The organism is Synechococcus sp. Cu2B8-bc1011 (genome assembly GCF_047302735.1).
Taxonomy (GTDB): domain Bacteria; phylum Cyanobacteriota; class Cyanobacteriia; order PCC-6307; family Cyanobiaceae; genus Synechococcus_C.
In genome coordinates, this window is record NZ_CP138915.1 from 1,599,008 (window position 1) to 1,620,233 (window position 21,226).

Sequence of the window (21,226 nt, forward strand, 5' to 3'; positions counted from 1 at the left end):
GCGCTTACGCTAGTACCATTCCACTGAATGCTGGTAGCAGAGGCTGCAGCTCACACCAAAGATGACATCCCTACAGCATCCGGAAGCTATTCGACACTTCCAGTCGCTGTGCGATGCCTGTCAGGAGCTAACCACCAGATACCACAGCCCGTCTGAGCTCAGGCTGTATGCGGATGGTTATTTGCACGCACTAAGGCGCAGTAGTGCACTGGAAACGCGCGACATGGCTCGACTTGAGTCGCTTGTTGAGCGCTGGATTATGGATCCATCAAGCTTTATTGGGCCCGATGGGGATGTCAGTACGTTGTACAGCCATCCCCATCGCGACTGGTAACGGGCCAATTTTTAGGTCAGATCGAATTGCTCAGAGTTAGCTGGCGAGCTCAATCTCTAATTTTTCCTTCAATTCCCCGCTGTTGTACATCTCGATCAAGATGTCGGATCCACCCATGAATTCCCCTTTGACATACACCTGAGGAATGGTGGGCCACTCTGAGTAATCCTTGATGCCCTGACGGATTTCCATGTCAGACAAAACATCAAAGGTCTCAAAACTCATGCCCAGGGCATTGAGGATTTGGACAACATTGTTTGAAAAGCCGCACTGTGGCATTAATTTCGTGCCCTTCATAAACACAAAAATGGGACTTGACTGGATCAGCGCCTGAATGCGCTCTTTCGTTTGGGAATCCATGGATCAAAGATGGCGATGAGGGGTAAGGACTGAAGGCGCGAACAATTAGCTAGGAGTGGACGTGATGAGAGCTAAGGCGTGAATGGCCTCATTCGCAAGGTCTTCACGCAAAGCCCCATAGACCAATTGATGCTGCTTGATTCGGGTGAGACCCTCGAATTTTGCTGACACCACAGTGACTTGGAGATGATCTCCACCTCCCGTTAGGTCTTCCACTGAGACTTGAGCATCTGGAAGAGCTCGGCGAATCGCCGAACTCACCGCCTCTGACTGAACCATGCAACGCGGGATTGAACTGAGCTGATGCTGGCAGATCAACGTCGTGAATGACTCCTGTGGCTCGCGTCTTAGTTCGCTGATTTCGCCCCAGCAAAGGGAGTCTCTACAAACCCCAGCTCAACCAGGCTTTGATAGGCCTTCTGACCCTCGCTGCTGGCTGGAGTCATCAGACGCACGACCTCAACGAGAACAGGCACTGCAACTTCTGGTTGATTTTGGCGTCTGAACAAAGCGGCTAAACGCAAATTGGCCTGCGCCAAAAGGGTGAGAGCTTCGCGTCCTTTGGCATCCATCTCCCTTGGAATCCGTGCATCCAGGCCTCTGAAAGCACCACTGAGATCTCTATAAAAAGCCAACAGCTGCTTGGCCGCAGTCCGAGCGCTGTCGTAATCGGTCTTGGCTTGATCAAGATTGCCTGATGCCACTGATGCATCACCCCGGTTGAGAAGGGTGCGGACAGCAGCAACATTGAAGCCAGCACCGCTTGAAGCCAGAACTTTGCTCACAGAGGAGTTGGTTCCATCTGAAGACTGAGCCACCACCTGCACGGGAGCAGCAGCCAAACCAGCCAAAAGGGCCAAGGCGGTGATGGTGAGACGGGAACGCATGAACTGAGCAGGACAGTGGGCGGACTTTAGTGGCTTCTTAGTGGTCGGCCCACTGCCTGTCGGGCCGCTTGTTCAGCCGTATGCATCCGATCTGCTAATTGCTGACTCATATGAGCTGCAGCTTCCCGACCTGTTCCTTCGGCTAAAAGAGGGGCTTCAAAGCAGATTGCGGCACGACTAGAGGCCGGCGGACTGGCCTCGCTGTAGGCGATCCCTACGGGAACAACGCTGACGGGAACCCCATTCGTTTTGGATAGTTGGGCAAGACGAACGAGCCCTTGGCGCAAACGAATTGGTTCGTCGGTGCGGTTGATTCGCCCCTCGGGAAATACAACCACCTGCTCGCCAGCCGCCAGAAGATCGATTGCGAAGCGAAGCGTCGTCAGTGTGGGGCGTCCCTGGTCTACGGGAAAGCAGCCGAGCCGATAGAGGAACCAGCCCTGAAGTCCTTTCATTTCACTTCGCGTCACCATGAAGCGGCAATCACGACCTGTGATCCGTCGACCCGTTGCCATGGGCAAGATCAGGGCATCCCAGCGAGCTCGATGGGTCGGGGCCAAAAGCACAGGACCCTCTTTAGGCAAATGATGGGCCCCGAGCACATATCGCTCTCGGAAATACCAAGGCAAAGCCAAGTCTTGCGTGAACAACATCGCAAGCGATGACCAGAAGGGATTCATCGCTGAACCCAACACTTCTCCTCTCGTTTTCAGAACACTGCCCACGGCTTAATACCGCTGTCCTACAGGGTTGAAATGTAGGCGGCTCATGTCTCCCTATCGCGCATGCTTGGGCAGTTAGAGCGGCGTCTCGTTCGGAGACCACCCGCGCATAAAGTTGAATCTTTGGACGAGGGTTGTGGCCAGTCTCGGGGTCAACATTGATCACATTGCCAATGTTCGGCAAGCCAGGCGAACAGTCGAACCTGATCCCGTGCCGATGGCCTTGATGGCTGAGTTGGGTGGTGCTGACGGGATCACGATTCACCTCAGGGAAGATCGCCGTCACATTCAAGATCGCGACCTAACCCTCTTACGTCAAACCGTTCGGACCCGTTTGAACTTGGAAATGGCTGCCACCACAGAGATGGTGGAGATTGCGCTGCGAGAACAACCAGACATGGTCACATTGGTTCCTGAACGGCGAGAAGAAGTCACAACAGAGGGAGGATTAGACGTCCGCAGTCAGTGCAAAAGCTTGTCTTCTCTGATTGATACGCTCCAGAGCAACGACATTCCCGTCAGTTTGTTCGTGGATCCAGATCGCAACCAGCTGGAGGCTTGTCAGCAAAGTGGCGCCCGTTGGGTTGAACTTCATACCGGACGCTATGCGCAGGCCAGCTGGAGGGAACAACCCATGACCTTGGCGCGTCTTGTCGAGGCGACGGAACAGGCTCGGTCGATGGGGTTGCGGGTGAATGCAGGCCATGGATTGACCTATCAAAACGTGGAGCCCATTGCTGCAATCGCAGGAATGGAGGAGCTCAACATCGGTCATACCATTGTGGCCCGGGCTCTTTCTGTGGGCTTACAAGAAGCCGTAAGAGAAATGAAGTGTCTGGTTCAGAATCCACGACGTGACCCCTTGTTCGGAAGCACTAGCTCATGACCATCCATCATTTTGTTGCAGCGAGTGCTCGCTTCTTAACGGAAGAAGAACCTCTCGATGAAGTGCTTAAGGAAAGACGCAGGCATTACGGCGAACAAGGCAAGGAAATTGATTTTTGGCTTGTTCACAATCCAAGTTTCTTGAATGCGCCTGAATTGTCTGAGATCAAAGCGAAGCTGCCACAACCTTCAGCAGCAGTGGTCTCCACAGATTCCACCTTCATCACATTCATGAAGTTGCGTCTGGAATATGTACTCGAGGGACAATTCGATGCTCCGACCGACTCTATTCCAGACCCTCTTGCAGAAGAGAGCTGACGCTAAAGGATTGAGACCCAAATTAAAGAGTGAGATCTAGGTTCATGGAGCTGTGTTTTTCTTAGTGCATAATAATAAAGAAGACCTAAGGACGATCTGATGGAGTTTAGTCGAAGACAAATTATCAAAGCGCTATGCAATGAATACAATCAGTTGTTCAAAGATACTTATGATCCTGGGATTGATCTCTCGTTTGAAGAGTATCAATCAGCAATGGAAGCCAAGACTCTTGATGAGTTGATCAAAGAAACCTCTACAGACAATGAGTTCTACACGCTTGACAACTTTATGAAGCGTTATGGGTAATCAAAGAATGTGACTCGTCAAATCACCGCTAATGGTTGATCCATGCTCGATCAGCGTCTTTGATCAGGAAGGCAGCACAGATGCTGGCGCCCTGCTTGAAAGTTGTTAGTAATAACTTGGTAGCAACCTCCACTGATGCAGATCAGTATCACCTCAGCACAGCCCATTGGCACCGTGATTCGTGAGGGAGAGCACAAGCCCTTTAAAGCCTCTGCATGCCCAATTCATGCCCTTGAGTATGACGAATCGCAGATGAGGGATGATGATGTGATTAGGCGCCAACAGCGTTCAGAAGTGGAATATGACTGCTGACATTCAATTGTGATTAGGTTGATCAGAATAACTGTGAGATCTGGTGACAGCGTTGTCTTGCAATTCTCTTCTCATCCAACGCTTGTTTGCATGAGCTGTGCCTCAACGAGTTACTAGTTCGATTCTGTTTCATGGCATCCATCACAGAAAGGATTAGTCGTAATTCACTGCCTTTCTCGTAACACGTTGGCTCGGGCTTCTTTCAAAATTGGCCTCCAAGCAATCAAATCATGCCTGTTTTGCCTAAGCTTACGATGAAGGAAGAGCGTCAAGAACTTGTGAAAAAGATGGCAAAGCCTTTTAGGAAAGAACCCAATTATTTGCAAACGAAACACTCATTCACGTGTTTTGTATCTCAACTTTCGGCCCCAAATGTTTTGCATTGCCTTGCAGTGATGGAGGAGTAGGGACTTTCTTTCTGAGCCCTTCGCTACAGTTGAATTCAATGTTTTTCATTTTGTTGTTGCCTTATTCTTGCTCATCAGTGCTTGCCAAAAGCAAGTTGCTTTGACTAGGCCATTGATTGACATCGGAAATGTCTCGGTGACACCCTCTCCACTTGAGTGACGACCTTTGAGTGACTACGATCAGCAAACGATCTACGGTTTCATGCAGCAACTCACTTGGAGCCAATTTGATTGGGCAGTTGAGGAAATCACTGCTCGCTATGCCTCTCACTCATTCATAGGTGTTTATGGAGTTCCGCGCGGTGGTGTTTGTTTAGCAGTGGCATTGAGTCACACACTCTCTCTTCCTTGGCTCACAGAACCAAAGGATGGTTGTCTTGTCGTGGACGATGTGTATGAAACTGGCCAGACCTTGAGGGCGATCCGTCAACAGGTTGATGCCACTTTTGTGGTTTGGATGAGCAAGTGCTCTCCGGAATGGTGGAATACTGCAACAACCATTTCACCCGATCAATGGTTGGTCTTTCCTTGGGAAAATTTGGACCTTGCGGCAGAGGATGAAGGTCGCTATCGGGCCTCTCGATCCATCGCTCACTGAGACTTCTTCATGACATCGAAAACGATTTATTTGGCTTCTCCTTATGGGTTCTCTGCTCAGTGCAAACGTCTTTTAATTCCTGAGTTTGTTACTGCTTTGTCCCAGCTTGGCCTTACGGTCTGGGAGCCATTTGAGCGGAATGGAAATGTTGATACCACCAAGCCTGGATGGGCCTATCGCGTGGCCCAGCAATGCATGCAGGATGTACGAGCCGCTGATGGCGTGTTTGCCATCGTCAATGGAACCCCGCCAGATGAGGGAGTGATGGTGGAGGTTGGAGCTGCCTATGCTCTGAACAAGCCTGTTTTCTTGTTCCGTGATGACTTCCGCCGTTGCACTGATTCTGATCAGTACCCTCTGAATTTGATGTTGTTCGCCGGTTTGCCTGCATCGAATTGGCAAGAGATGGTGTACGACTCAGTGGATGCGATTCAAAACCGGGAAAGGCCCTTAGGGCAATGGGCTCAATCCTGATCATTGCTTTGGGGTTCAATTGGGTGACTTAATCCAACGATCTGACAAAGGACAAAGGGCACCTGCTGTGTTGTACTGACGCAAAATCTGATGGGTGATTCCGTTGTGATCGCACCAACGAATCCCACAGCCTGTAATGTCTCCTTGCTGTCGATTTCTGGGATCAAGAAATAATTCAACGCCTGGTTCTGGGCTCCAAATCAATAGCGATCCAAAGGATTTTGATTGGCATTGCAGTGGTTGTGGTGTGTTTTGCTGAACTGCACCTTGTTTTGTTTCTACAACATAAATGACGCGATCCAGTCCACTCACATCGTGCCGAACGATCATCCGCCGCCGTTGTTGTTGATTGACGACGCAGAGTTCTGCAACCCAGTTCCATGGTGTGATGAAACTTGGACCTGTTGACCAATGCCCTGTCTGTGTGACCTGCATCGATGGAGGTAACGATGCGAAGTTCATCGACTGTTGACGTCCATTGCCTTTGTAGGTCAAACAGGTTTGAATGACGCCATCAGTCTCCCTCACGTCAAGGGAAGTGAAAAAGCGTTCCTGTTCTTTTCCAGTGTGATTCAGCCTGACAAAGTATCCTTGCCAAACTCCGCTGTTATACATGAGCAATGTACTTCGAAGATCATTCATCAGTGGGTGGGACAGATGTTAATTCTTAAGTCTATTCATTATTAAAAAAAACTGAAAGTCTGATTTGTTCAATGTCCCCATTGATTAACATTTGTTCTGTTTCTTTTGGTCCTATGCTTATACAGCTTTAGGTGAGTCCCATCACTTTTTGATAGGCAGGTCGTTCGCGAGTGGCTTGGATTAAAGTGTTGACTGCTGGGTATGCACTAAGGTCCTCATTGGGAAAGAATAATTTGATATAAGCTAAGTAAGATGTAATGGCGCAATCAGCTGCACCCCACTTGTTGTTGATGAAATATCCTTTTGTGATCTTTGAATCAAGTTCACTTAGAAGTCTCGGTAAGGTTTTTTGCTTTTGATCAGGAACAAAAATTGCAAAGGCCAATGTTGAATTAGCGAAATGTGTCCACTGGCTGATTAATGATCGATCGCCAGGTTGCTTGATCTCATCTCCATGATGCTCTGCTAAATGCAAAAGGATGGCTCCGGATTCAAATAAAACGAGTGGATGACCATTGGAATCAAGGACAGAATCATCTTTCATGGCAGGAAGTTTTCCGAAAGGATTGATCGCCAGGAAATCCTCCTTAAGATTTTGCCCCTCAGCCAGTGATAGTTCTACAAGATCGTAGGGAATTCCCTTCTCTTCCATGTACCAGCGGGGCATAGAGGCTCGTGTTTGGGGACCGCCGTAAAGGGTGATTGCCACTGCTGATTAGATCTTCGTTGATCAGATAATGCTAGTAGATGATTGGTTTCATTCGCTGGTTTCAAGCGTTTGATAGAGACTTGTTTCCATTCTCTAATTCCCTTTGTTGTGTGGGTGGATCACCGTGTGATTGAAGTCTTCTTGGATATCCATGGATTTCATGAGTGTTTTGAATGCGTTGTATTGGCATCTGTTTTTTTGTTCCTCCAAGTACTACCCCTAAACTCCCAGCTGGTAATTTCAGCACATAGCTCTCCCCATCTTTGATTTGACGTTGAGCACACCAAGATTGACTTAATCAACCAGGAGATTGTCACCCTTGTTGGGATGAGCGAAATTCTTTCGTTTTTTTTGAAGACTGCTTTGCTCATTTAGCGTGTCTTTATAGATCCTATTCTGTGATGCTGTATCTCTTAGTTGCATTCGATTGAGTGGCATTCAAGCAACTTATGCTCGATCAGGTCTTTGCTCAGTGTCCACAACTCTTCGCCAAGTTTTTCATTCTCCCCTTCCTGGCTTGTTTCTGTTTTTTTGAAAATATGGCGTCCGGGGCTGATCAGTTGATTGCTGATGTATTGGAATCCGTTCTGTTCATCGTTACCCCCATCCGTGAGGTCCGCAAGTAAGGCTCCTGCTTTTTCCACTGTTTCTGTCAGTCGTAGTAAATCTCTCGCAACGAAAGAGAAGAGAGCTAGACCAATGGGGTTGTGTTGGCGACTGGTTCGGAAAAATCCTCCGCTTCCTTTGGGAATCACCAGTCCTGGGCTCCATGTGATGACCTGTATTTCCTGACCCTTTTGCTTGAGTTTGCTGGCAAGGTATCGTGCCATCAGGATGTTGCAGAGCTTGCTGTCTTTGTAGGCTTTATCAGCGTCAAAAATGGTTTGACCATTGATCATTGCGACATGCTTGTGGTGTCTTAATCCATCGAGTGTTCCAAGTGTGGCTGGTTTGCCAACCCGTCCTCCTCCGCTCATTGGGTTGTGGACTTCTGAGCTTGTGATCACAAGTCGTGGCTTTTTACTTTTGAGTAGTAATGGCAACAAACGCATGACAATGTGTTGATGTGCGAGGTGATTCACACAGAATGTCTCTTCTATCGCTTGTTTTGTGAATTGTGGCTTTTTAAGCCCTACATTTTGAATTCCTGCATTTAAAATGATGGTATCGATTGGTTCATTTTTTTGCAGGAGTGTGCCACAACCCGTTTCAACGCTTTGAAGATCTTGAAGGTTGATGGTTAGTCCCTCTGCTAAAGCCCGCTCCGCTCTCTCGGCGGATAGGGTTTTCATTGTTTCCAGACAACGCTCTTCTGTGCGGCAAAGAAGTGTGAGCTGATGCCCTTTTTGAATTAACCGTTTGCTTGCTTCGAGTCCGATTCCAGAACTTCCTCCTGTGATCAGGATTCGTTGTGGTGTCTCGGACTGCATTTAGGGGTGTGTCGGTTTAGTTTCACATGAGAGTAGCCGTATTTCTTTTCGATGGCATTCGTATTATGTTTATATGCTCAGATTATGCTTCTGAATGATGACCTTACTGTTGACTGTGATTCATGTTTTATCGTTTGTTGGTTCGTTGTCTTAATGAACGATCTTGATGCCTGATTAAGAGCTTATTGAGATCACTCTTTGGCTCTTGATTAAAAGGCTTGGTTTTTGAGTTTCGATTGACCCTGAGACCAAGCTCTTTGATGCTGTCTTTTTGGTGATTTTATTACTGTGAAATCCGGTCCCACCACGATGGCTTTAGAAATGTGTCTTCACGGTCTGTTTCTATGAGGTCGCCATTATTGAATTGATCAAAGTCATGGGGATGAATATCAAATCCTTTCTCTTTGGCAACATTGCATTGATCATCAACATCAGCGCATTGGCTTGATGCGCAGAGCGCTTTCAACGTTGGATCCGCTTTGATTGCGTTGGCAAGGTCGATGACGGCCTGAGCGGACATTGGCTTTCTGGGTGTGTCACTCCTTGTTAGCGACGATTTTTGCCGTTGGGGCTGGTTGTTGCTGGTCGAGAATGGATCTGTGATGGACCTGGTTGCAGCCTTAAACGGCTTGAGTTCCGTGGGCAGCTGCGGACACTCATGGTTCGCAGCGTTTCGTGTTCTTGATGACGTTCGGCTTGCGGTCTTGCTATGCCGAAGTCAGTCATGGCTTGGAAGCGATGAAAGGACTGCGCTTGGCTCTCTGCGTCTTGCCATTCCTGAGTGTTGGCGCTGGCTTCGCCGACTCCATTTCTTCTTCGACAGTGCAATTGCAAGTGGGTCAGTCGATTCGCGCGGCAGATGCATCGTTATTGGCATCAGGCTGGTTGCCACAACCTGATCCATCCATTCAGGCCCTTGCGCAAGATCCATCGGGATCAGCACTTCCTGCTCTCTCCTCTTGTTCTGGCACTGGTGTTGGCTTTTGTCGCTACGACTATGCCCGTGATCGACAGCGGCTTTCGGTGGTCACAGTTCCTTCCCCCTCGTCTGATGTGTCTGAATTGGTTCAGCGTTGGTGGATCGATTAGCGACTGCTCAGCCAATGGTGTTTGTAAGCCTCAGTGTTCCCCATAGATCGAAAACGCAGAAGACCACTCCGATCACGATTAAGTCCCAGGCGCGATGACGGATCGCCCAAGGTGCAAGGAAGATTTCAGCAACACCGTGTAGGGCTGTGCCAAGCGCCACGTACTCGAGCACGAGTAATCCGTGTGCCAGCAGGAACAGCCCACTCGCTACAAAGCGCATCAACACTCGCCAGGAGCTAGACACAGCGATTGAAAAACAGATTTAAACCTTACCGGTCTTTCTCCCAGCCATGTTCTCCTCTCGCATTAATGGGTACTGTTGAGAAGAGTTGTTCCGGTGCAAACGCCAATGGCTTCATTGCCAGTTCCGGTTGAAGGACCCCTCGAGCGTGGATTGCATCTGGATGGCAGGCGCTTAACGCCACAGCGTCGACTGATCCTCGACCTGTTCGAGCAGATCGGTGGAGGCACTCACCTCAGTGCTGAGGATGTCCATCGTTTGCTGGTGGATTCAAAGGCCAGGGTCTCATTGGCAACGATTTATCGAACCCTGAGACTGCTTGTTGAGATGGGGTTTCTGCAAGAACTTGAACTCAGTGACGGAGGTCGTCGGTTTGAGCTTGCAAGCGATGATCATGGCGATCATCACCATTTGATTTGCGTTCGTTGCGGACGCACTGAAGAATTTGAAAGCACCTCAGTTCTTGAGGCTGGCCGTGAAGCAGCCAAACGTTTCAATTTTGAACTGATCGAATCGAGTTTGACCGTTCGAGCTATCTGTCCTAACTGCCGTTAATCATTGCTCGCTTGTTGGATGCTCTGAGCAGGGCATCCAGAAGTCACCCATCGCGTGAGCCCCTTTGCAGCCTTGAGCCTCGGCCTGGGCTTCTGCTTCGGCCCGTGTTGGGTAGGCCAAGAACCTCGGGTCATCACCATCTTGATGTTGGTTTGTGTGGCCATGGTGATGACCGCTGTGGTCCGTTGTGCTCTTGCCTAGTTGAACGAGACCCATGCTCATCGGTCCTGCTGTCCAAACGCCCATGGTGTTGACCCCGATCGCCAACAGTCCCATCCCCACGACGGACAGGTTGATGACGCCCATCGCAACGACCCCGATCGAGACAACCCCCATCGGAACAACTCCTATACAAATCACCCCCATGGGAACAATGCCGATGGAGACCGTTCCAAGCGGAGCAATTCCGATTGCGAATTTTTTTGGCTTGGTGCCGCAGTGTCCCCCGTCGGTCTTTGGATCTGAATCAATCATTGATTAATTATTACTGCTCTTGTGGCGAGCAGAAGGTTCCGTCAATCTGGTGAGTATGGACCTTTCTGGTGTTTCTGGCTTTCACGAAATTCTCGTTCTCACACCTCGCGGATTCGAGGAGGGGTTGGATGCGGTGATGGCTGTACGTGAACAACGCACTGTTCTGCTCAATCTCTCAGAGATGGAAGCAAAACTCGCTCAGCGCACGGCTGACTTTGTTTCTGGTGGTGTCTATGCCCTTCAGGGGCAAGAGCGTCGAGTTGGAGAGAGGGTGTTGTTATTCGCGCCAGCTTCTGTTGATATCGATCAGCTCAGTTGAGTGCTCCACCACAACTGGAACCTCCTCCAGCAGTGCATCCAAAACAGTGAGTGCCAACAGCAATCGATTGGTTGTTGATGGTTTCAGCTTGATTCAGAAGCTCATTCAGGGTTTTTGGCCCAGAACCCACAGGAATGCCTAATTGCTGGTTGAAATCGCAGTCGAACAACATCCCTGTCCAACTCACACTGATCAAACTTCTGCACATCACTGAGTTTAGATTTTTGTCGCGATGAGCTTGATGAAGCAAGGAGTAATAATCATCTAGTTCACCCCGGGCTTTCAACGTTTGTGCAAACCTCTGGATCGGCATATTTGTGATAGTTAATAATTTGCTGAAATGAATGCCATAGTTCTCAAATAACTTGTCGCGGTATGTGTGTTCTAATTCTCCTTGAGCTGGGGGTAGCTGTGCCCCTGAAGGATTGAATACTAAATCTAGTTCAAGGTCAGTATTCGGCATTCCATAACCTCTTGCATTCAAGCTTTGTAATCCAGAAATGCTTCGCTGGAAAACACCCAAGCCTCGTTGCTTATCCACTCGCTCCTCTTCAAAACAAGGCAGAGAAGCAACCACTTTCACTCCTTCATTGGCTAAGAATGCGGCTAAGTCTTCTTGGCCAGGTTCTTGCAAAATCGTCAGATTGCAGCGATCAATCACTTGAACGCCAAGAGCCTTTGCCTCTTGTACAAGGGATCGGAACTGGGGATGCAGTTCTGGAGCGCCTCCGGTTAGGTCAAGGCAGTTGAGATTCAGGGTTTGGAGAACTTTGGGAATCAGCTTGATCTGCTCCTCCTCCATCATTTCCGTGCGCCACGGTCCTGCATTCACATGACAGTGGCTGCAGCTTTGATTGCAGCGATAGCCGAGATTGACTTGAAGCGTTTCAAGCTCGCCACGGTTGAGTGCGGGGAAAGCAGTGGCGCTGCTTTGTTGGGATGGCCGATCAGTTGCTGAAGAGATAGAAGTCAAGGTGATGGGCTAGGGGAGAGTGCCTGATTTTTCTTTTGAGATTCAATCTCCATTGTTGGTTAGCGGGGTGCTGTGTGTGGAGTAAGCCCCATCGCTCGTTGGAAAATGATCAACATTGAGGCAACGTCTTAAACCAGTCGACATAGGCCTCTGGACCGCCCTTGACGAGGCAATCAAAACGGAGTGGGTCGTCTGGATCGCTGATCCCTGAGAGCTTGCTGTCACTCAGATTCGGGCGATCGACTTCACCATGACTGCTATCGACAAGAACAACACGGGATGGGCGGTCGTAGCTTGCACCTAGTTGTTGAAGAAGAGTCAGGAACCCTCTGTCACTGCCGCCTCGGAGCCAACCATCGCCCAATGGGCAAGGTGTGGATGTCACGGTGTCACCAACTCCAACCAGCATGGGCATGGCCTCCCGTTCAATGTGCTGATGACATAGATCCAGCAGGGCTTGTTGGTCATGGGGGGCGTTGCGCACATTGAAAGTGTCACCGAGCGGCGCCGTACCGGTTTTTTGAGCGATGTGCCGATTGATCAGCACCAGCAAACCCACTTCTTTAATGGCTCCCTTCAGCATGAATTGAATGTCCGTGGTGCCAACATCTCCAGGTTCCGCCGGTTTGATTCTTTCCTGACCGGAAGCATCGTGTCCCAGGTTTGGAGCAACGTGTAGAAAAAATGACTGGGGAAGTCCAGCCGCTGTTGCCGCTGACATCAGTGAATCCATCAAATCTGACAACATCAATTGCAGTTGCTTTTGCCGCTTTACATCTCCTTTTATCTTGTTAAAAAGACTATTTAGGTTGATCGTTGGAGAGACCTGGGTGTCAAGAATTGCGAGCTTGAGTTCTTCCTCGAGAGCTTGGCCTTGCAGCTCTGGCATGACTTGACTCAGTTTGATACGCAACAGATCGCTCATCCGTTGAGGGACGGATTCCAGGAAGCTCATTTCCAGATCGCTCACTCCCGGGTGTGAGACCACTCCAAAACGATCTTGAAATTGAACGCCTCCGGCTGCCAGTCCTGGCAGGTAAAGACCTTCTCGTTTCGCCTTCTGGTCGTCGCCTAAAGCTTTCTCAACGAGTCGATTGACGCCACGACGACCCTCATGTTCTCCGTTGGTCAGAACGCTGAACTTGTTTTGCATGGCTGCCGCAGCCTGCACATAGTCAGCACGAAGGCTGCGTGTCAGTGGATCTTTGACGAGCGGCATGCAAACTCCATCGAGGTCTTGCACGATTAACAAGTCGGTCTCCGCCCTCATTTCGTCGCGGAGTGCATCAAGGCTTAGTGGTGCCATTGTCTAAACGATGTCCTTGCAGGAGTGATGGAGAGGTTTGATTGCGCGATCTGGTGTCTTAACCCAGGTCCTCATCTGGGCTGACTGTCTTGAATTCTGTTCCATTGTGGAGACAACTCAAGCTGCTCCGATGGCTTTTCGATAGGCGGGACGACGCACCACGGATTCGATCGTTGCTTGGATGGATGGATAGGGGTCTAGATCGACTTGGGGAAATAACCAAGGTAAGTAGGCTAGGTAGGCCTGAACAGCGCAATCTGCCGCTCCCCAGATGTTGCCTACTAAGGGTTGGTGGTTTTCTAATTGGTGATCTAGTTCTTTCATCAGCCGCGGAAATTCTTTTTCTCGGTGACTTGGGACCAATAGGGCAATCGATAAAGTTGAGTTGACAAACTGCAGCCACTGGTTGGTTAATGCTTTGGTCTCAATTGTTTTGATGTCGTCGCTATATTGTTCTGCTAAATGCAAAAGTATTGCGCCGCTCTCAAAGAGTTTAAGAGGCTCCCCGTTTGGCGTGAAAAGGTTCGAATCAATAAGTACTGGTAGTTTTCCGAACGGATTAATCGCAAGGAATTCTGATTGGAGATTTTCGCCCTCCTGGCGATTCAGTTCGATTAAGTTGTAGGAGATGTCTTTTTCTTCCATGTACCAGCGAGGCAGACTTGCCCTTGTTCTTTGACCTCCGTATAGCGTCAACACCATCAAAGCCTCCTCTGATTTCTCTGGCTTGCGTTGCTGCTTCGAGGACCCATCTCTGTTGCGATTGATGTCTTATGGTTCATAGCAGAATGGGCTGGATCTCACTCGTCGATTCAACCACAGATGTTGGATGCGTTTTGGATTGATCTCTTGGTTGGAGCTTCCGGTCGTGGTTTATTGGCTTGAAACTAGCGTGCTTTATCCTTATGAATGGGAAGGATATCTCGGCTTTATGATGACTCTTGAAAGGACATTTGTGGATCGTTTTCGTTTTCTGAATAGAGAAGCCTTTCTCTTTTTGCTCGCCCCTATCCTTTCTGTAGTTTTTATCTTTGTTTGATTTCTGTGCATTTGGCGTTGAACAGCAAGGCCACCCGACTGCTGGAGTTGTCTCACTGGCTGTGGTTGGGGGGGGAAGGTTGTTTGAGATCCTGTCGCTGCGTGCCAGCTATTGAGCTTTCACGGGGCCCTGTGGGGCTTCGTTTGGACCATCGAGCCCAGCCCAGCCAGGCCTTCTTTAGTGTTGGGGTGTGCATAGCGGTGAGTTGATGGAGACGGTGCTGCATAGCAACTCATTTTTTTCACCGTCTCTGGATCGGGACGCTATCCAGCGCCGAATTTTGGAGCTAGAGAAAGGCAAGGTTGGCCTCTACAGCGTGGGGCTCTATCCCGCCTCCCTTGCCTACAACTGCGCCATGCAGAAAAACAGTGAGGGACATCTTTTGTTGGCCCCTCGCCCAGGTCGGGATTTGCTTGGTGCTTTTCCTGATGATGTGATTCAAGGCATGGACGAAGTTCATGTTGCAACGATTGAGGCGATGGCCACCCACGAGCTTGCGGGCAAGCGGGTCACCAACTCCTTGGCCGACCTGCTCATGCGCTGTGAGTTGGTGATCCTCAGTGCCAACAGCAATCACGTTGAAGACGATCTTCGAGAGGCTTGCAGGCTGCGTTCGGAGCTCAATAGAGAGCAGGTGGTGATTGCTTGTCTTGCTGGCTCCTTTGGTCATGATCAAATTGCCAATGAGTCTTATGTTCTCTGCGAAAAAGAGCCCAATTTGGCTTTTTTCTCAGGTTTTCATCGTCATGGAGCCTTACGCAATCCCCTGGATAGTTTCACGGCCAACTTCTGTCATCCCAATGCATTAACGGCATTGTTGGGCGCGCGTTTGCTGGATCGCCTTTCGCCCAATATTCAGGTTTCACCAGGTGTTCACAACGTGGAAGGCCAGTACATCAAGGCAGCTAAAAACATGGCGTCTGTGTTTGCAGGCTTTGGGTATTCGTTTCACAAACAGAATCCAGGCGTTTTGCCTACTTTGCTGACGCTTCTCTTGGATCAATGCTTGGATCAAGCCGCCACGGTGTCGATGGCGCGCCGCGATCGTCAACGGCTCTATAACCGACAGCCTTTTTCCCTCACGGAATTGGGGTATGGGGTGCCGAGGATTGAAGCGGCCCTTGTGCGAGAAGGGGATATGGAGAAGGTTCGGGACCATACCTTTGCCCAGCTCACCGCGATGGTTGCTGATGTTCGAGGCAGCATGATGATGCCCGTTTCAGGTAAGCCAACGCGGAATTTTCAAGTTGGTCAGGTGCTCTCAGACCACATGCGTCTTGAGCAACGCTGTCCGGAGAGCATGGAGGAGCTGGAAGGGTGGTGTGAAGCTGCTGGTTTACGTAAGGGTGGCTTAGAGGGATTGAAAGCCTTGCGTTATTGGCCTCAAATTGCCCGCAAATATTCCATTCCTGTTCATGATGCATCCATGATTAATTTGCTTTATATGGCTATTTATGGTCGACAAGCAACTAAAGATGTTGCTTTTTCAGTCATGACTGATAGCCGGCAATTGTCTACCTATTGCCAGGAATCTGTTCGGCCCTCCCACAGCCGACGCTACGCAGAAGCTCTGCAAAATCTGGATCTGCCTGAAGCGATGGATCTCATTGTTAATGCAGTGATTGCCGATAATGCACGACGCTTAATTCGGGGCGATTCAGGCTTTGAAGATATGGAGGTTGATGATGACCCTCCTGCCTACCTTCGCGCCATGAATGTTATTGAAAATGCGCTTTAATCAAGCATGATTACTTTGTTGGCGATAGATTTGTAGGGGTCGGGATCACAGCTCAGAACAACGATCTGCAATCCTCTTGAAACGGCTTCCTGCAGCATCTTTAGAACTCCCTGCAGGCGCTGAGCGTCAGTGTTGGTGAAGGCGTCGTCGAAGAGCAGGGGAAGGCAGCCCCCATGACGTTCTTTGAGGGTGTCAGCGATGGCAATGCGTAGGGCTGCATTCAATTGTTCTTTCATCCCCCCGCTGAGTTGGTTAAAGGCAAAGAGTGTGCCCTCGCGATGTAAACTTAGATTTTTTAAACCATCCTGTGGGTCATAACTCAGGGAACAGCCTTCATTTGGATTTTCCAGTAAGGGTTGCAGGACCTGATTGATATTTGATTTCAAAGGATTGGAATAGCGCTGAGAGAGATCGTTGCGGGCTTTTTGAAAGCGTTGTAGTAGATGGCTACGGGCGCTGATCAAGAGTGCTTCTTGCTGTTCAGCTTGCGTGGCTAAGTCGAGCTTTGCTGAAGCTTCGGCCACTGCTGAGTGGAGATCGCTTTGCCCAAGAGATTCGCATCGTTCTAAGAGTGCACCACGCTGGACCCCAAGCTCATGACGCTGTTCTCTGAGCTGATGCTCTAGGCGATCTAGCGTCTCTAATTCTGCTTTTGGGTCGGAGTTTTTTGAGGATGGGATTGGTTGTCGAAGTTCCTGAATGTTGGCCTGCAATATTCGTTGCTGAGATGTCAATGTTTCGATCGATTGTGTGAGTTGTTCCAGAGATCCCACCTCTCTTTCAAGTGATTGATGTTGGTCAATGCGTTGCTTTTGCTCTGCTTTGAGTCGCTCTTGTTGAAGGAGCTTTTGTTGCCATTGTTTCTGTTGAACATCATGATGAGCCTCTAGTAGACGAACTTGTTTTTGATGAGTATCGCTTTGGTCTTTTATCTTTCGGTAGTGAGTTCGGCATTGATCCAGTTCTTTCTCATGATCTGAATCTGTTTTTAGATCTTTGGAGGGAAGGCCTTGATTGAGTGCGTCCAACTGGAGTCGTAACTCTGCGAGGTTGGGTGCTTGTTGTCCTGCGGGAGGGGCGAGTTGGGTGAGTTGGGCTTTGATCAACGCTTGTTCTTGGAGAAGAAGGTTGCGTTGTTCATTGCGTTGTTGAGCTTCTTCAAGGGAGCTTGCTTTCCACTTTTTTAATCCAGCTTTCAACGCGATTTGAAGGGATTTTTGTGTCTCCTTGAGTGGGGCAAGTCCTGTGCCTTCACCAGGGCTGATCTGAAGTCGGACCTGCTCTCCCACGTCAATCCGGAAGACACCTGCTTGCTCACACGATTCACCTTCCTTCAGCTGTGCCCCCTCAATGGCAATCGTTTGATCTGCAGATTCCACCAACACGCTTGTGGCCATGCTTTCGATGCGGATGGCTATGGCCTGAAGCTCTTCTCGCGTTTTGTTCAGTTGCTGAAGGTCTTGGGCCGTACCGCCTTCGATGTTGTTGAACGCCACATTGAGTTTGTGATGTTCTGCGGTTAAGCGTTGTCGTTCCTCATGTTGGCGATTCAGTCTCTCAAGGCGTTGATGAAGTTCATCGCGGTCCTTTCGTTGTCGAAGCAAAAGGCCTTGCTCTTCCAGGTTTTGTCGTTGTTGTTCGAGTTCTTCGCTCCGTTGTTGTGCCTTTTTGATGTGGTTCCTTTCCGCGTTGCAGGTCGTCTCCAAGGCTTGGAGTTCACGCCCCAGGTTGGCCAGGTTGAGTTGACAGGCCGTACTGTCTGCCGAAAGTTTGCGAAGAGTGGTGCAGCTTCTTTCGAGTTGTTGTTGCTGCAGGGTGAGTGGCTTCAATTGTTGAAGCGCTTCCTGCAGTTGAAGCAAGCGTTGGCGCTGTCGGCGGAGCTCAGGTAATTGCTCAAGTTCCAGGTTGCGCAGCTTGTCTTCAACCCGATCAAGCTCCTCACAGGACAGCTCAAAGTCCTGGAGTTGTTCAAGGCTTTCAGCGTGACGCTCCTTGGCCGCTTGAAGAGCCTCTTGACGCTTCCAAAGTTCGCTTTGGTGACGCACTCCTCGGCTACTCAAGCTTTCAGACACCAGGCGTTCGAGTTGGCTGTGAACCCGTTGATCCAGTGGCGACTGCAGTGATTGCTCGGCCTGTTGTTCCAAGCATTCGATTAAATTATTGAGGTCGTAGTGGTCATGACTGAGGCTCAGCAAGTCGCGACCTGATTCGCCCTGCTTCACCCAAAGATGCGCCCAGCGGCTGGGCAATGTCTTGTTGACCTGCCTGCTGTTGAGGATCTCGTCAACGCCGAGCAGATGGGCTAATTGATCCTCAGCTGCTGATCCAATCAGGGCCACCTGTCCCTTGGTTTCCAATTGGGTGGTGCCACTGGGACCGCTAAAGCGTTTGAGAAGGGTCCAGTGTTGGTCGCTGGTTTCAAATTCCACCTTGATTTGGGGATGGCCGGCATGAAGCTGGGACCGCAAATCCTGCACTGCCGTCCCGCTGGAGGCAGCACGCACAAACAGCGTTCGATGCAGAGCCTCGACCAAGGAACTTTTGCCACTTTCATTGGCTCCGCCAATGACCGTTAACCCTGGAGCAAAGTCCAGAGCCAAGTTTTGATGGCGGCGAACGCTTGCGAATTCACTGCGAATCAGCCGCATGAAGCCTCCTGCGCTTCCGCTTCTTCCAGCACAATCCTTTGCAGTTCAAACATCGCTTGTTCGAGCATGGCTCGATCCAATCCCTTGTGTTCAGCGTTGGAGGTGCTGTTGGCTTCCAACTCAGATGCAAGATCTTTCGTGATGCCCTGGATTAATGGCGCATCGTCGCGTTGCAGAAACGTTTGAAATTCTCCTGGCTCAGGCCTGCGATCGGGCATCCCGCGGATTCTGAGGTGGAGCAGTTGTTGCTCTAAATCTTGTAACAGCTGTTGCAACTGTTGATGCTCTTGAAAAGACAGTTGGCCGCTTAGCTCAATCCTCAATAAATCTTTCCCAACCTTGCGACCAACGCAGGATTCGATCGTTGTTTTAAGGCGTTGAAGATCAGCCCCACTGCTCACCTTGGACTCGATCCTGTGCCAGGAGATGGCACCGATTGGAATTGGTGTGACCTGCGGGGGGTGGTGTCGTTTGAGGTCAACCAGAAGTGCTTGCGAGCGTTGGTCTTGATCACTGGTGGGGAAACGATCGGGTTCAGGGGTGCCGCAATACCAAGCGCGCGGGTTGAGTTGAGTTAGGGCATGCCAATCCCCCAGAGCGATGTAGTCCACCTCTTGCTCAGGCCATCGATTGTGATGCAGTTGGTTGATCTGTTCTTCAGCACCAAAGCCCTGCACGGAGCCATGGGCGAGGACGACCCTGGGTTGATCCTGGGGCAACGAACTCCAGTTCAAAGAGTCCAGCCAATCTGCGGGGCTGCGACTGTCTCTTTGGCGCAGCAACGGGCAAGGGAGCAACACCATTTCTGCAATGACCTGAGGCTCTGTATGAAGTAAGAGTTTCAAATTGGGGCAACGTTCCTGCATTTGACGTTGCACATCTCGGCGCTGCCATATGCCACCGGCACCTCCATGGTCATGGTTTCCAGGAATGACAAGTACGGGACATGGAATCGACGCGATTGCTTCCATCACCTCCATCACAAGGGCTGGAGCCACCGTGCTCGAGTCGAATAGATCACCGGCCACCATCACGGCATCAAGGTTTTGTTCGCTGGCTGTGGCAGCAATACGTGAAACGGCGTTGACCCGTTCTTGTTGAACACGGGCACGTTTTTGCGGGTCCTCAATCCAGTGATAAGGCTTGCCGATTTGCCAGTCAGCAGTGTGTAGAAAGCGTGGCACCGTTGCTGAGCGGTTGTTCTCACCCCATGCTGCCGCTTCCCGGCTCTTTTTCCGCACACTCAGCGCTGGCGGATCAGCAGATACACGGCATTGTTTCGTCGTGAGTCTCATGCGATTCGTCATGGCCGATGCCACTACCAGGCTTTACCCATCGCTCGATGCGATTGCCGGACTGTTTCACCCGCCCGAGCAAATCACCTCGATTGACACGCTGGGATCTGGAAATGTGAATGACACTTTTTTGGTGTCTTTAGCGGCGGATGCGGATTGTCGTGCCTTTGTGATGCAGCGTCTGAACACGAGCGTGTTCGAAAAGCCCGAGCTGGTGATGCGCAATTTGCTTGCCCTCGGTACGCATGTGCAACAACGTTTGGCGACTGATCCTCCTGAATTGGCTGGACGACGTTGGGAGATTCCAAAGGTGCTCCCAACGCTTAATAGCGAAGGCCATTGGGTTGAGCACAACGGAGAGTTTTGGCGGTCGATTACCTACATCGGAGCGGCCACCACGAGTGATGTGATCCGTGATTGTGGGCATGCGCGAGAGGTTGGATATGGATTGGGCATGTTCCATCACCTCATCAGTGATTTACCGATTTGCGATCTTGCAGACACTCTTGAGGGTTTTCACATCGCCCCGAGCTACCTCAAGCAATACGACACTGTTTGCCGAGACCAATCTCAGTTGCTTGAGAAACGCTTATTGCTCGATCCGCGGCTGAAAAGTGCGCTTGATTTTGTGGAATGTCGCCGCAACTGCGTGGATGTGTTGGAAGCTGCTTGCGCTCGTGGCGAGCTCCAACGCCGTCCGATTCATGGCGACCCCAAAATCAATAATGTGATGCTCGATGAGCTCAGTGGCCGCGCGGTGGGATTGATTGATCTCGATACCGTTAAGCCCGGTTTGGTTCATTACGACATCGGTGATTGCTTGCGTTCTTGCTGCAACCCTCTTGGAGAGGAGACCCTGCAAGTTGAGTTGGTGTCGTTCGATCTTAAGCTCTGTCGGGCGATTCTTGAGGGCTATTTGACGATGGGAAGGTCCTTCCTTTCGGAGCAAGATTTTCGCTACCTACCAGACTGCATTCGCCTAATTCCGTTTGAGCTTGGGTTGCGCTTTTTAACCGACTACCTCAATGGCGATTCTTACTTTCGTACAGAACGTCCTTCTCACAATTTGGATCGAGCCTTGGTGCAATTTGCTCTGACCCAATCGATCGAAGCTCAGGGGGATGACCTAAAACTCATGATTCGCGAACTTTCAGGAGCGAGCTGA

27 protein-coding genes are annotated in these 21,226 nt (G+C 50.2%); 12 read left to right on the forward strand and 15 right to left on the reverse strand.

The window, feature by feature from the left end; genetic code table 11:
- The first annotated feature begins 61 nt into the window (after positions 1 to 61).
- Positions 62 to 334, forward strand: a complete 273-nt coding sequence (locus SIC18_RS08355; RefSeq protein ID WP_071840731.1) for a DUF6761 family protein — start codon at positions 62 to 64, stop codon at positions 332 to 334.
- Positions 335 to 370: 36 nt separating this feature from the next.
- On the opposite strand, the gene grxD is transcribed toward SIC18_RS08355, so the two are convergent.
- From grxD to SIC18_RS08375, 4 genes are all read right to left on the reverse strand, one after another.
- Positions 371 to 694 (reverse strand): Grx4 family monothiol glutaredoxin, encoded by a 324-nt coding sequence (gene grxD, locus SIC18_RS08360; protein ID WP_048346315.1) that lies wholly within the window; start codon positions 692 to 694, stop codon positions 371 to 373.
- Positions 695 to 739: 45 nt separating this feature from the next.
- On the reverse strand, positions 740 to 973 hold the full coding sequence (locus tag SIC18_RS08365) for a BolA family protein (RefSeq protein ID WP_413429303.1): 234 nt from the start codon (positions 971 to 973) through the stop codon (positions 740 to 742).
- Positions 974 to 1,041: 68 nt separating this feature from the next.
- Positions 1,042 to 1,581: a hypothetical protein gene (locus SIC18_RS08370; protein ID WP_413429304.1), complete on the reverse strand. Its 540-nt coding sequence runs from the start codon at positions 1,579 to 1,581 to the stop codon at positions 1,042 to 1,044.
- A 26-nt stretch (positions 1,582 to 1,607) separates the two neighbouring features.
- Positions 1,608 to 2,261 carry a lysophospholipid acyltransferase family protein gene (locus SIC18_RS08375; RefSeq protein ID WP_245407289.1) on the reverse strand — a complete coding sequence of 218 codons (654 nt, stop codon included), beginning with the start codon at positions 2,259 to 2,261 and terminating at the stop codon, positions 1,608 to 1,610.
- A gap of 178 nt (positions 2,262 to 2,439) precedes the next feature.
- On the opposite strand from SIC18_RS08375, the gene SIC18_RS08380 reads away from it, so the two are divergent.
- The 6 genes from SIC18_RS08380 to SIC18_RS08405 all read left to right on the forward strand — a co-directional run bounded on the left by SIC18_RS08380 (position 2,440) and on the right by SIC18_RS08405 (position 5,603).
- On the forward strand, positions 2,440 to 3,189 hold the full coding sequence (locus SIC18_RS08380; protein WP_048346317.1) for a pyridoxine 5'-phosphate synthase: 750 nt from the start codon (positions 2,440 to 2,442) through the stop codon (positions 3,187 to 3,189).
- Positions 3,186 to 3,506 (forward strand): MgPME-cyclase complex family protein, encoded by a 321-nt coding sequence (locus tag SIC18_RS08385; protein ID WP_048346318.1) that lies wholly within the window; start codon positions 3,186 to 3,188, stop codon positions 3,504 to 3,506. The genes SIC18_RS08380 and SIC18_RS08385 overlap by 4 nt, the downstream gene beginning before the upstream one ends.
- Before the next feature lie 99 nt (positions 3,507 to 3,605).
- The gene (locus tag SIC18_RS08390) at positions 3,606 to 3,812 is read left to right on the forward strand and encodes a hypothetical protein (RefSeq protein ID WP_250395650.1); all 207 of its coding nucleotides are present in this window, start codon (positions 3,606 to 3,608) and stop codon (positions 3,810 to 3,812) included.
- 135 nt (positions 3,813 to 3,947) lie between these two features.
- Positions 3,948 to 4,124, forward strand: coding sequence for a hypothetical protein (locus SIC18_RS08395; RefSeq protein WP_413429307.1), 177 nt, complete (start codon positions 3,948 to 3,950; stop codon positions 4,122 to 4,124).
- Between the two features lie 609 nt (positions 4,125 to 4,733).
- The gene (locus SIC18_RS08400) at positions 4,734 to 5,129 is read left to right on the forward strand and encodes a phosphoribosyltransferase (protein WP_048348098.1); all 396 of its coding nucleotides are present in this window, start codon (positions 4,734 to 4,736) and stop codon (positions 5,127 to 5,129) included.
- A 9-nt stretch (positions 5,130 to 5,138) separates the two neighbouring features.
- Positions 5,139 to 5,603: a nucleoside 2-deoxyribosyltransferase gene (locus SIC18_RS08405; RefSeq protein ID WP_413429308.1), complete on the forward strand. Its 465-nt coding sequence runs from the start codon at positions 5,139 to 5,141 to the stop codon at positions 5,601 to 5,603.
- A 15-nt stretch (positions 5,604 to 5,618) separates the two neighbouring features.
- On the opposite strand, the gene SIC18_RS08410 is transcribed toward SIC18_RS08405, so the two are convergent.
- From SIC18_RS08410 to SIC18_RS08425, 4 genes are all read right to left on the reverse strand, one after another.
- Positions 5,619 to 6,245 (reverse strand): DUF3598 family protein, encoded by a 627-nt coding sequence (locus SIC18_RS08410; RefSeq protein WP_413429309.1) that lies wholly within the window; start codon positions 6,243 to 6,245, stop codon positions 5,619 to 5,621.
- Between the two features lie 127 nt (positions 6,246 to 6,372).
- Positions 6,373 to 6,954, reverse strand: coding sequence for a glutathione S-transferase family protein (locus SIC18_RS08415; protein ID WP_413429310.1), 582 nt, complete (start codon positions 6,952 to 6,954; stop codon positions 6,373 to 6,375).
- Positions 6,955 to 7,367: 413 nt separating this feature from the next.
- The gene (locus tag SIC18_RS08420; RefSeq protein WP_413429312.1) at positions 7,368 to 8,384 is read right to left on the reverse strand and encodes an SDR family NAD(P)-dependent oxidoreductase; all 1,017 of its coding nucleotides are present in this window, start codon (positions 8,382 to 8,384) and stop codon (positions 7,368 to 7,370) included.
- Between the two features lie 283 nt (positions 8,385 to 8,667).
- Positions 8,668 to 8,904 carry a hypothetical protein gene (locus SIC18_RS08425; RefSeq protein WP_250395827.1) on the reverse strand — a complete coding sequence of 79 codons (237 nt, stop codon included), beginning with the start codon at positions 8,902 to 8,904 and terminating at the stop codon, positions 8,668 to 8,670.
- A 164-nt stretch (positions 8,905 to 9,068) separates the two neighbouring features.
- Between SIC18_RS08425 and SIC18_RS08430 the strand changes: the two genes are divergently transcribed.
- Positions 9,069 to 9,473 (forward strand): hypothetical protein, encoded by a 405-nt coding sequence (locus SIC18_RS08430; RefSeq protein WP_084763986.1) that lies wholly within the window; start codon positions 9,069 to 9,071, stop codon positions 9,471 to 9,473.
- A 7-nt stretch (positions 9,474 to 9,480) separates the two neighbouring features.
- Here SIC18_RS08430 and SIC18_RS08435 read toward each other — a convergent pair whose 3' ends face one another.
- Positions 9,481 to 9,717: a hypothetical protein gene (locus tag SIC18_RS08435; protein ID WP_413429315.1), complete on the reverse strand. Its 237-nt coding sequence runs from the start codon at positions 9,715 to 9,717 to the stop codon at positions 9,481 to 9,483.
- Between the two features lie 105 nt (positions 9,718 to 9,822).
- On the opposite strand from SIC18_RS08435, the gene SIC18_RS08440 reads away from it, so the two are divergent.
- Positions 9,823 to 10,269 (forward strand): Fur family transcriptional regulator, encoded by a 447-nt coding sequence (locus tag SIC18_RS08440; protein WP_048346324.1) that lies wholly within the window; start codon positions 9,823 to 9,825, stop codon positions 10,267 to 10,269.
- Here SIC18_RS08440 and SIC18_RS08445 read toward each other — a convergent pair whose 3' ends face one another.
- Entirely contained in the window at positions 10,270 to 10,743 is a 474-nt protein-coding gene (locus SIC18_RS08445; RefSeq protein ID WP_048346325.1) for a GLTT repeat protein, read from the reverse strand. It abuts the gene before it with no gap.
- Between the two features lie 19 nt (positions 10,744 to 10,762).
- Here SIC18_RS08445 and SIC18_RS08450 point away from each other — a divergent pair, with 19 nt between their 5' ends.
- Complete coding sequence (locus tag SIC18_RS08450; protein ID WP_157028562.1) at positions 10,763 to 11,062, forward strand: cell division protein SepF; 300 nt, start codon at positions 10,763 to 10,765, stop codon at positions 11,060 to 11,062.
- On the opposite strand, the gene arsS is transcribed toward SIC18_RS08450, so the two are convergent.
- The 3 genes from arsS to SIC18_RS08465 form a co-directional block, all read right to left on the reverse strand.
- Positions 11,055 to 12,035, reverse strand: a complete 981-nt coding sequence (gene arsS, locus SIC18_RS08455) for an arsenosugar biosynthesis radical SAM (seleno)protein ArsS (protein WP_413429317.1) — start codon at positions 12,033 to 12,035, stop codon at positions 11,055 to 11,057. The two genes, SIC18_RS08450 and arsS, sit on opposite strands and share 8 nt — an antisense overlap.
- Before the next feature lie 109 nt (positions 12,036 to 12,144).
- Positions 12,145 to 13,341, reverse strand: a complete 1,197-nt coding sequence (gene stpA, locus SIC18_RS08460; RefSeq protein ID WP_048346326.1) for a glucosylglycerol 3-phosphatase — start codon at positions 13,339 to 13,341, stop codon at positions 12,145 to 12,147.
- A gap of 117 nt (positions 13,342 to 13,458) precedes the next feature.
- Entirely contained in the window at positions 13,459 to 14,043 is a 585-nt protein-coding gene (locus SIC18_RS08465) for a glutathione S-transferase family protein (protein ID WP_413429318.1), read from the reverse strand.
- A gap of 545 nt (positions 14,044 to 14,588) precedes the next feature.
- Between SIC18_RS08465 and SIC18_RS08470 the strand changes: the two genes are divergently transcribed.
- Entirely contained in the window at positions 14,589 to 16,118 is a 1,530-nt protein-coding gene (locus tag SIC18_RS08470; protein WP_048346330.1) for a hypothetical protein, read from the forward strand.
- Here the strand turns inward: SIC18_RS08470 and SIC18_RS08475 are convergent.
- Both SIC18_RS08475 and SIC18_RS08480 read right to left on the reverse strand, forming a co-directional pair.
- Entirely contained in the window at positions 16,115 to 18,766 is a 2,652-nt protein-coding gene (locus tag SIC18_RS08475; RefSeq protein WP_413429319.1) for an AAA family ATPase, read from the reverse strand. The genes SIC18_RS08470 and SIC18_RS08475 overlap by 4 nt on opposite strands.
- On the reverse strand, positions 18,757 to 20,073 hold the full coding sequence (locus tag SIC18_RS08480; RefSeq protein ID WP_413429321.1) for a metallophosphoesterase family protein: 1,317 nt from the start codon (positions 20,071 to 20,073) through the stop codon (positions 18,757 to 18,759). The genes SIC18_RS08475 and SIC18_RS08480 overlap by 10 nt, the downstream gene beginning before the upstream one ends.
- Between SIC18_RS08480 and SIC18_RS08485 the strand changes: the two genes are divergently transcribed.
- Positions 20,072 to 21,226: a phosphotransferase enzyme family protein gene (locus SIC18_RS08485; protein WP_413429322.1), complete on the forward strand. Its 1,155-nt coding sequence runs from the start codon at positions 20,072 to 20,074 to the stop codon at positions 21,224 to 21,226. The genes SIC18_RS08480 and SIC18_RS08485 overlap by 2 nt on opposite strands.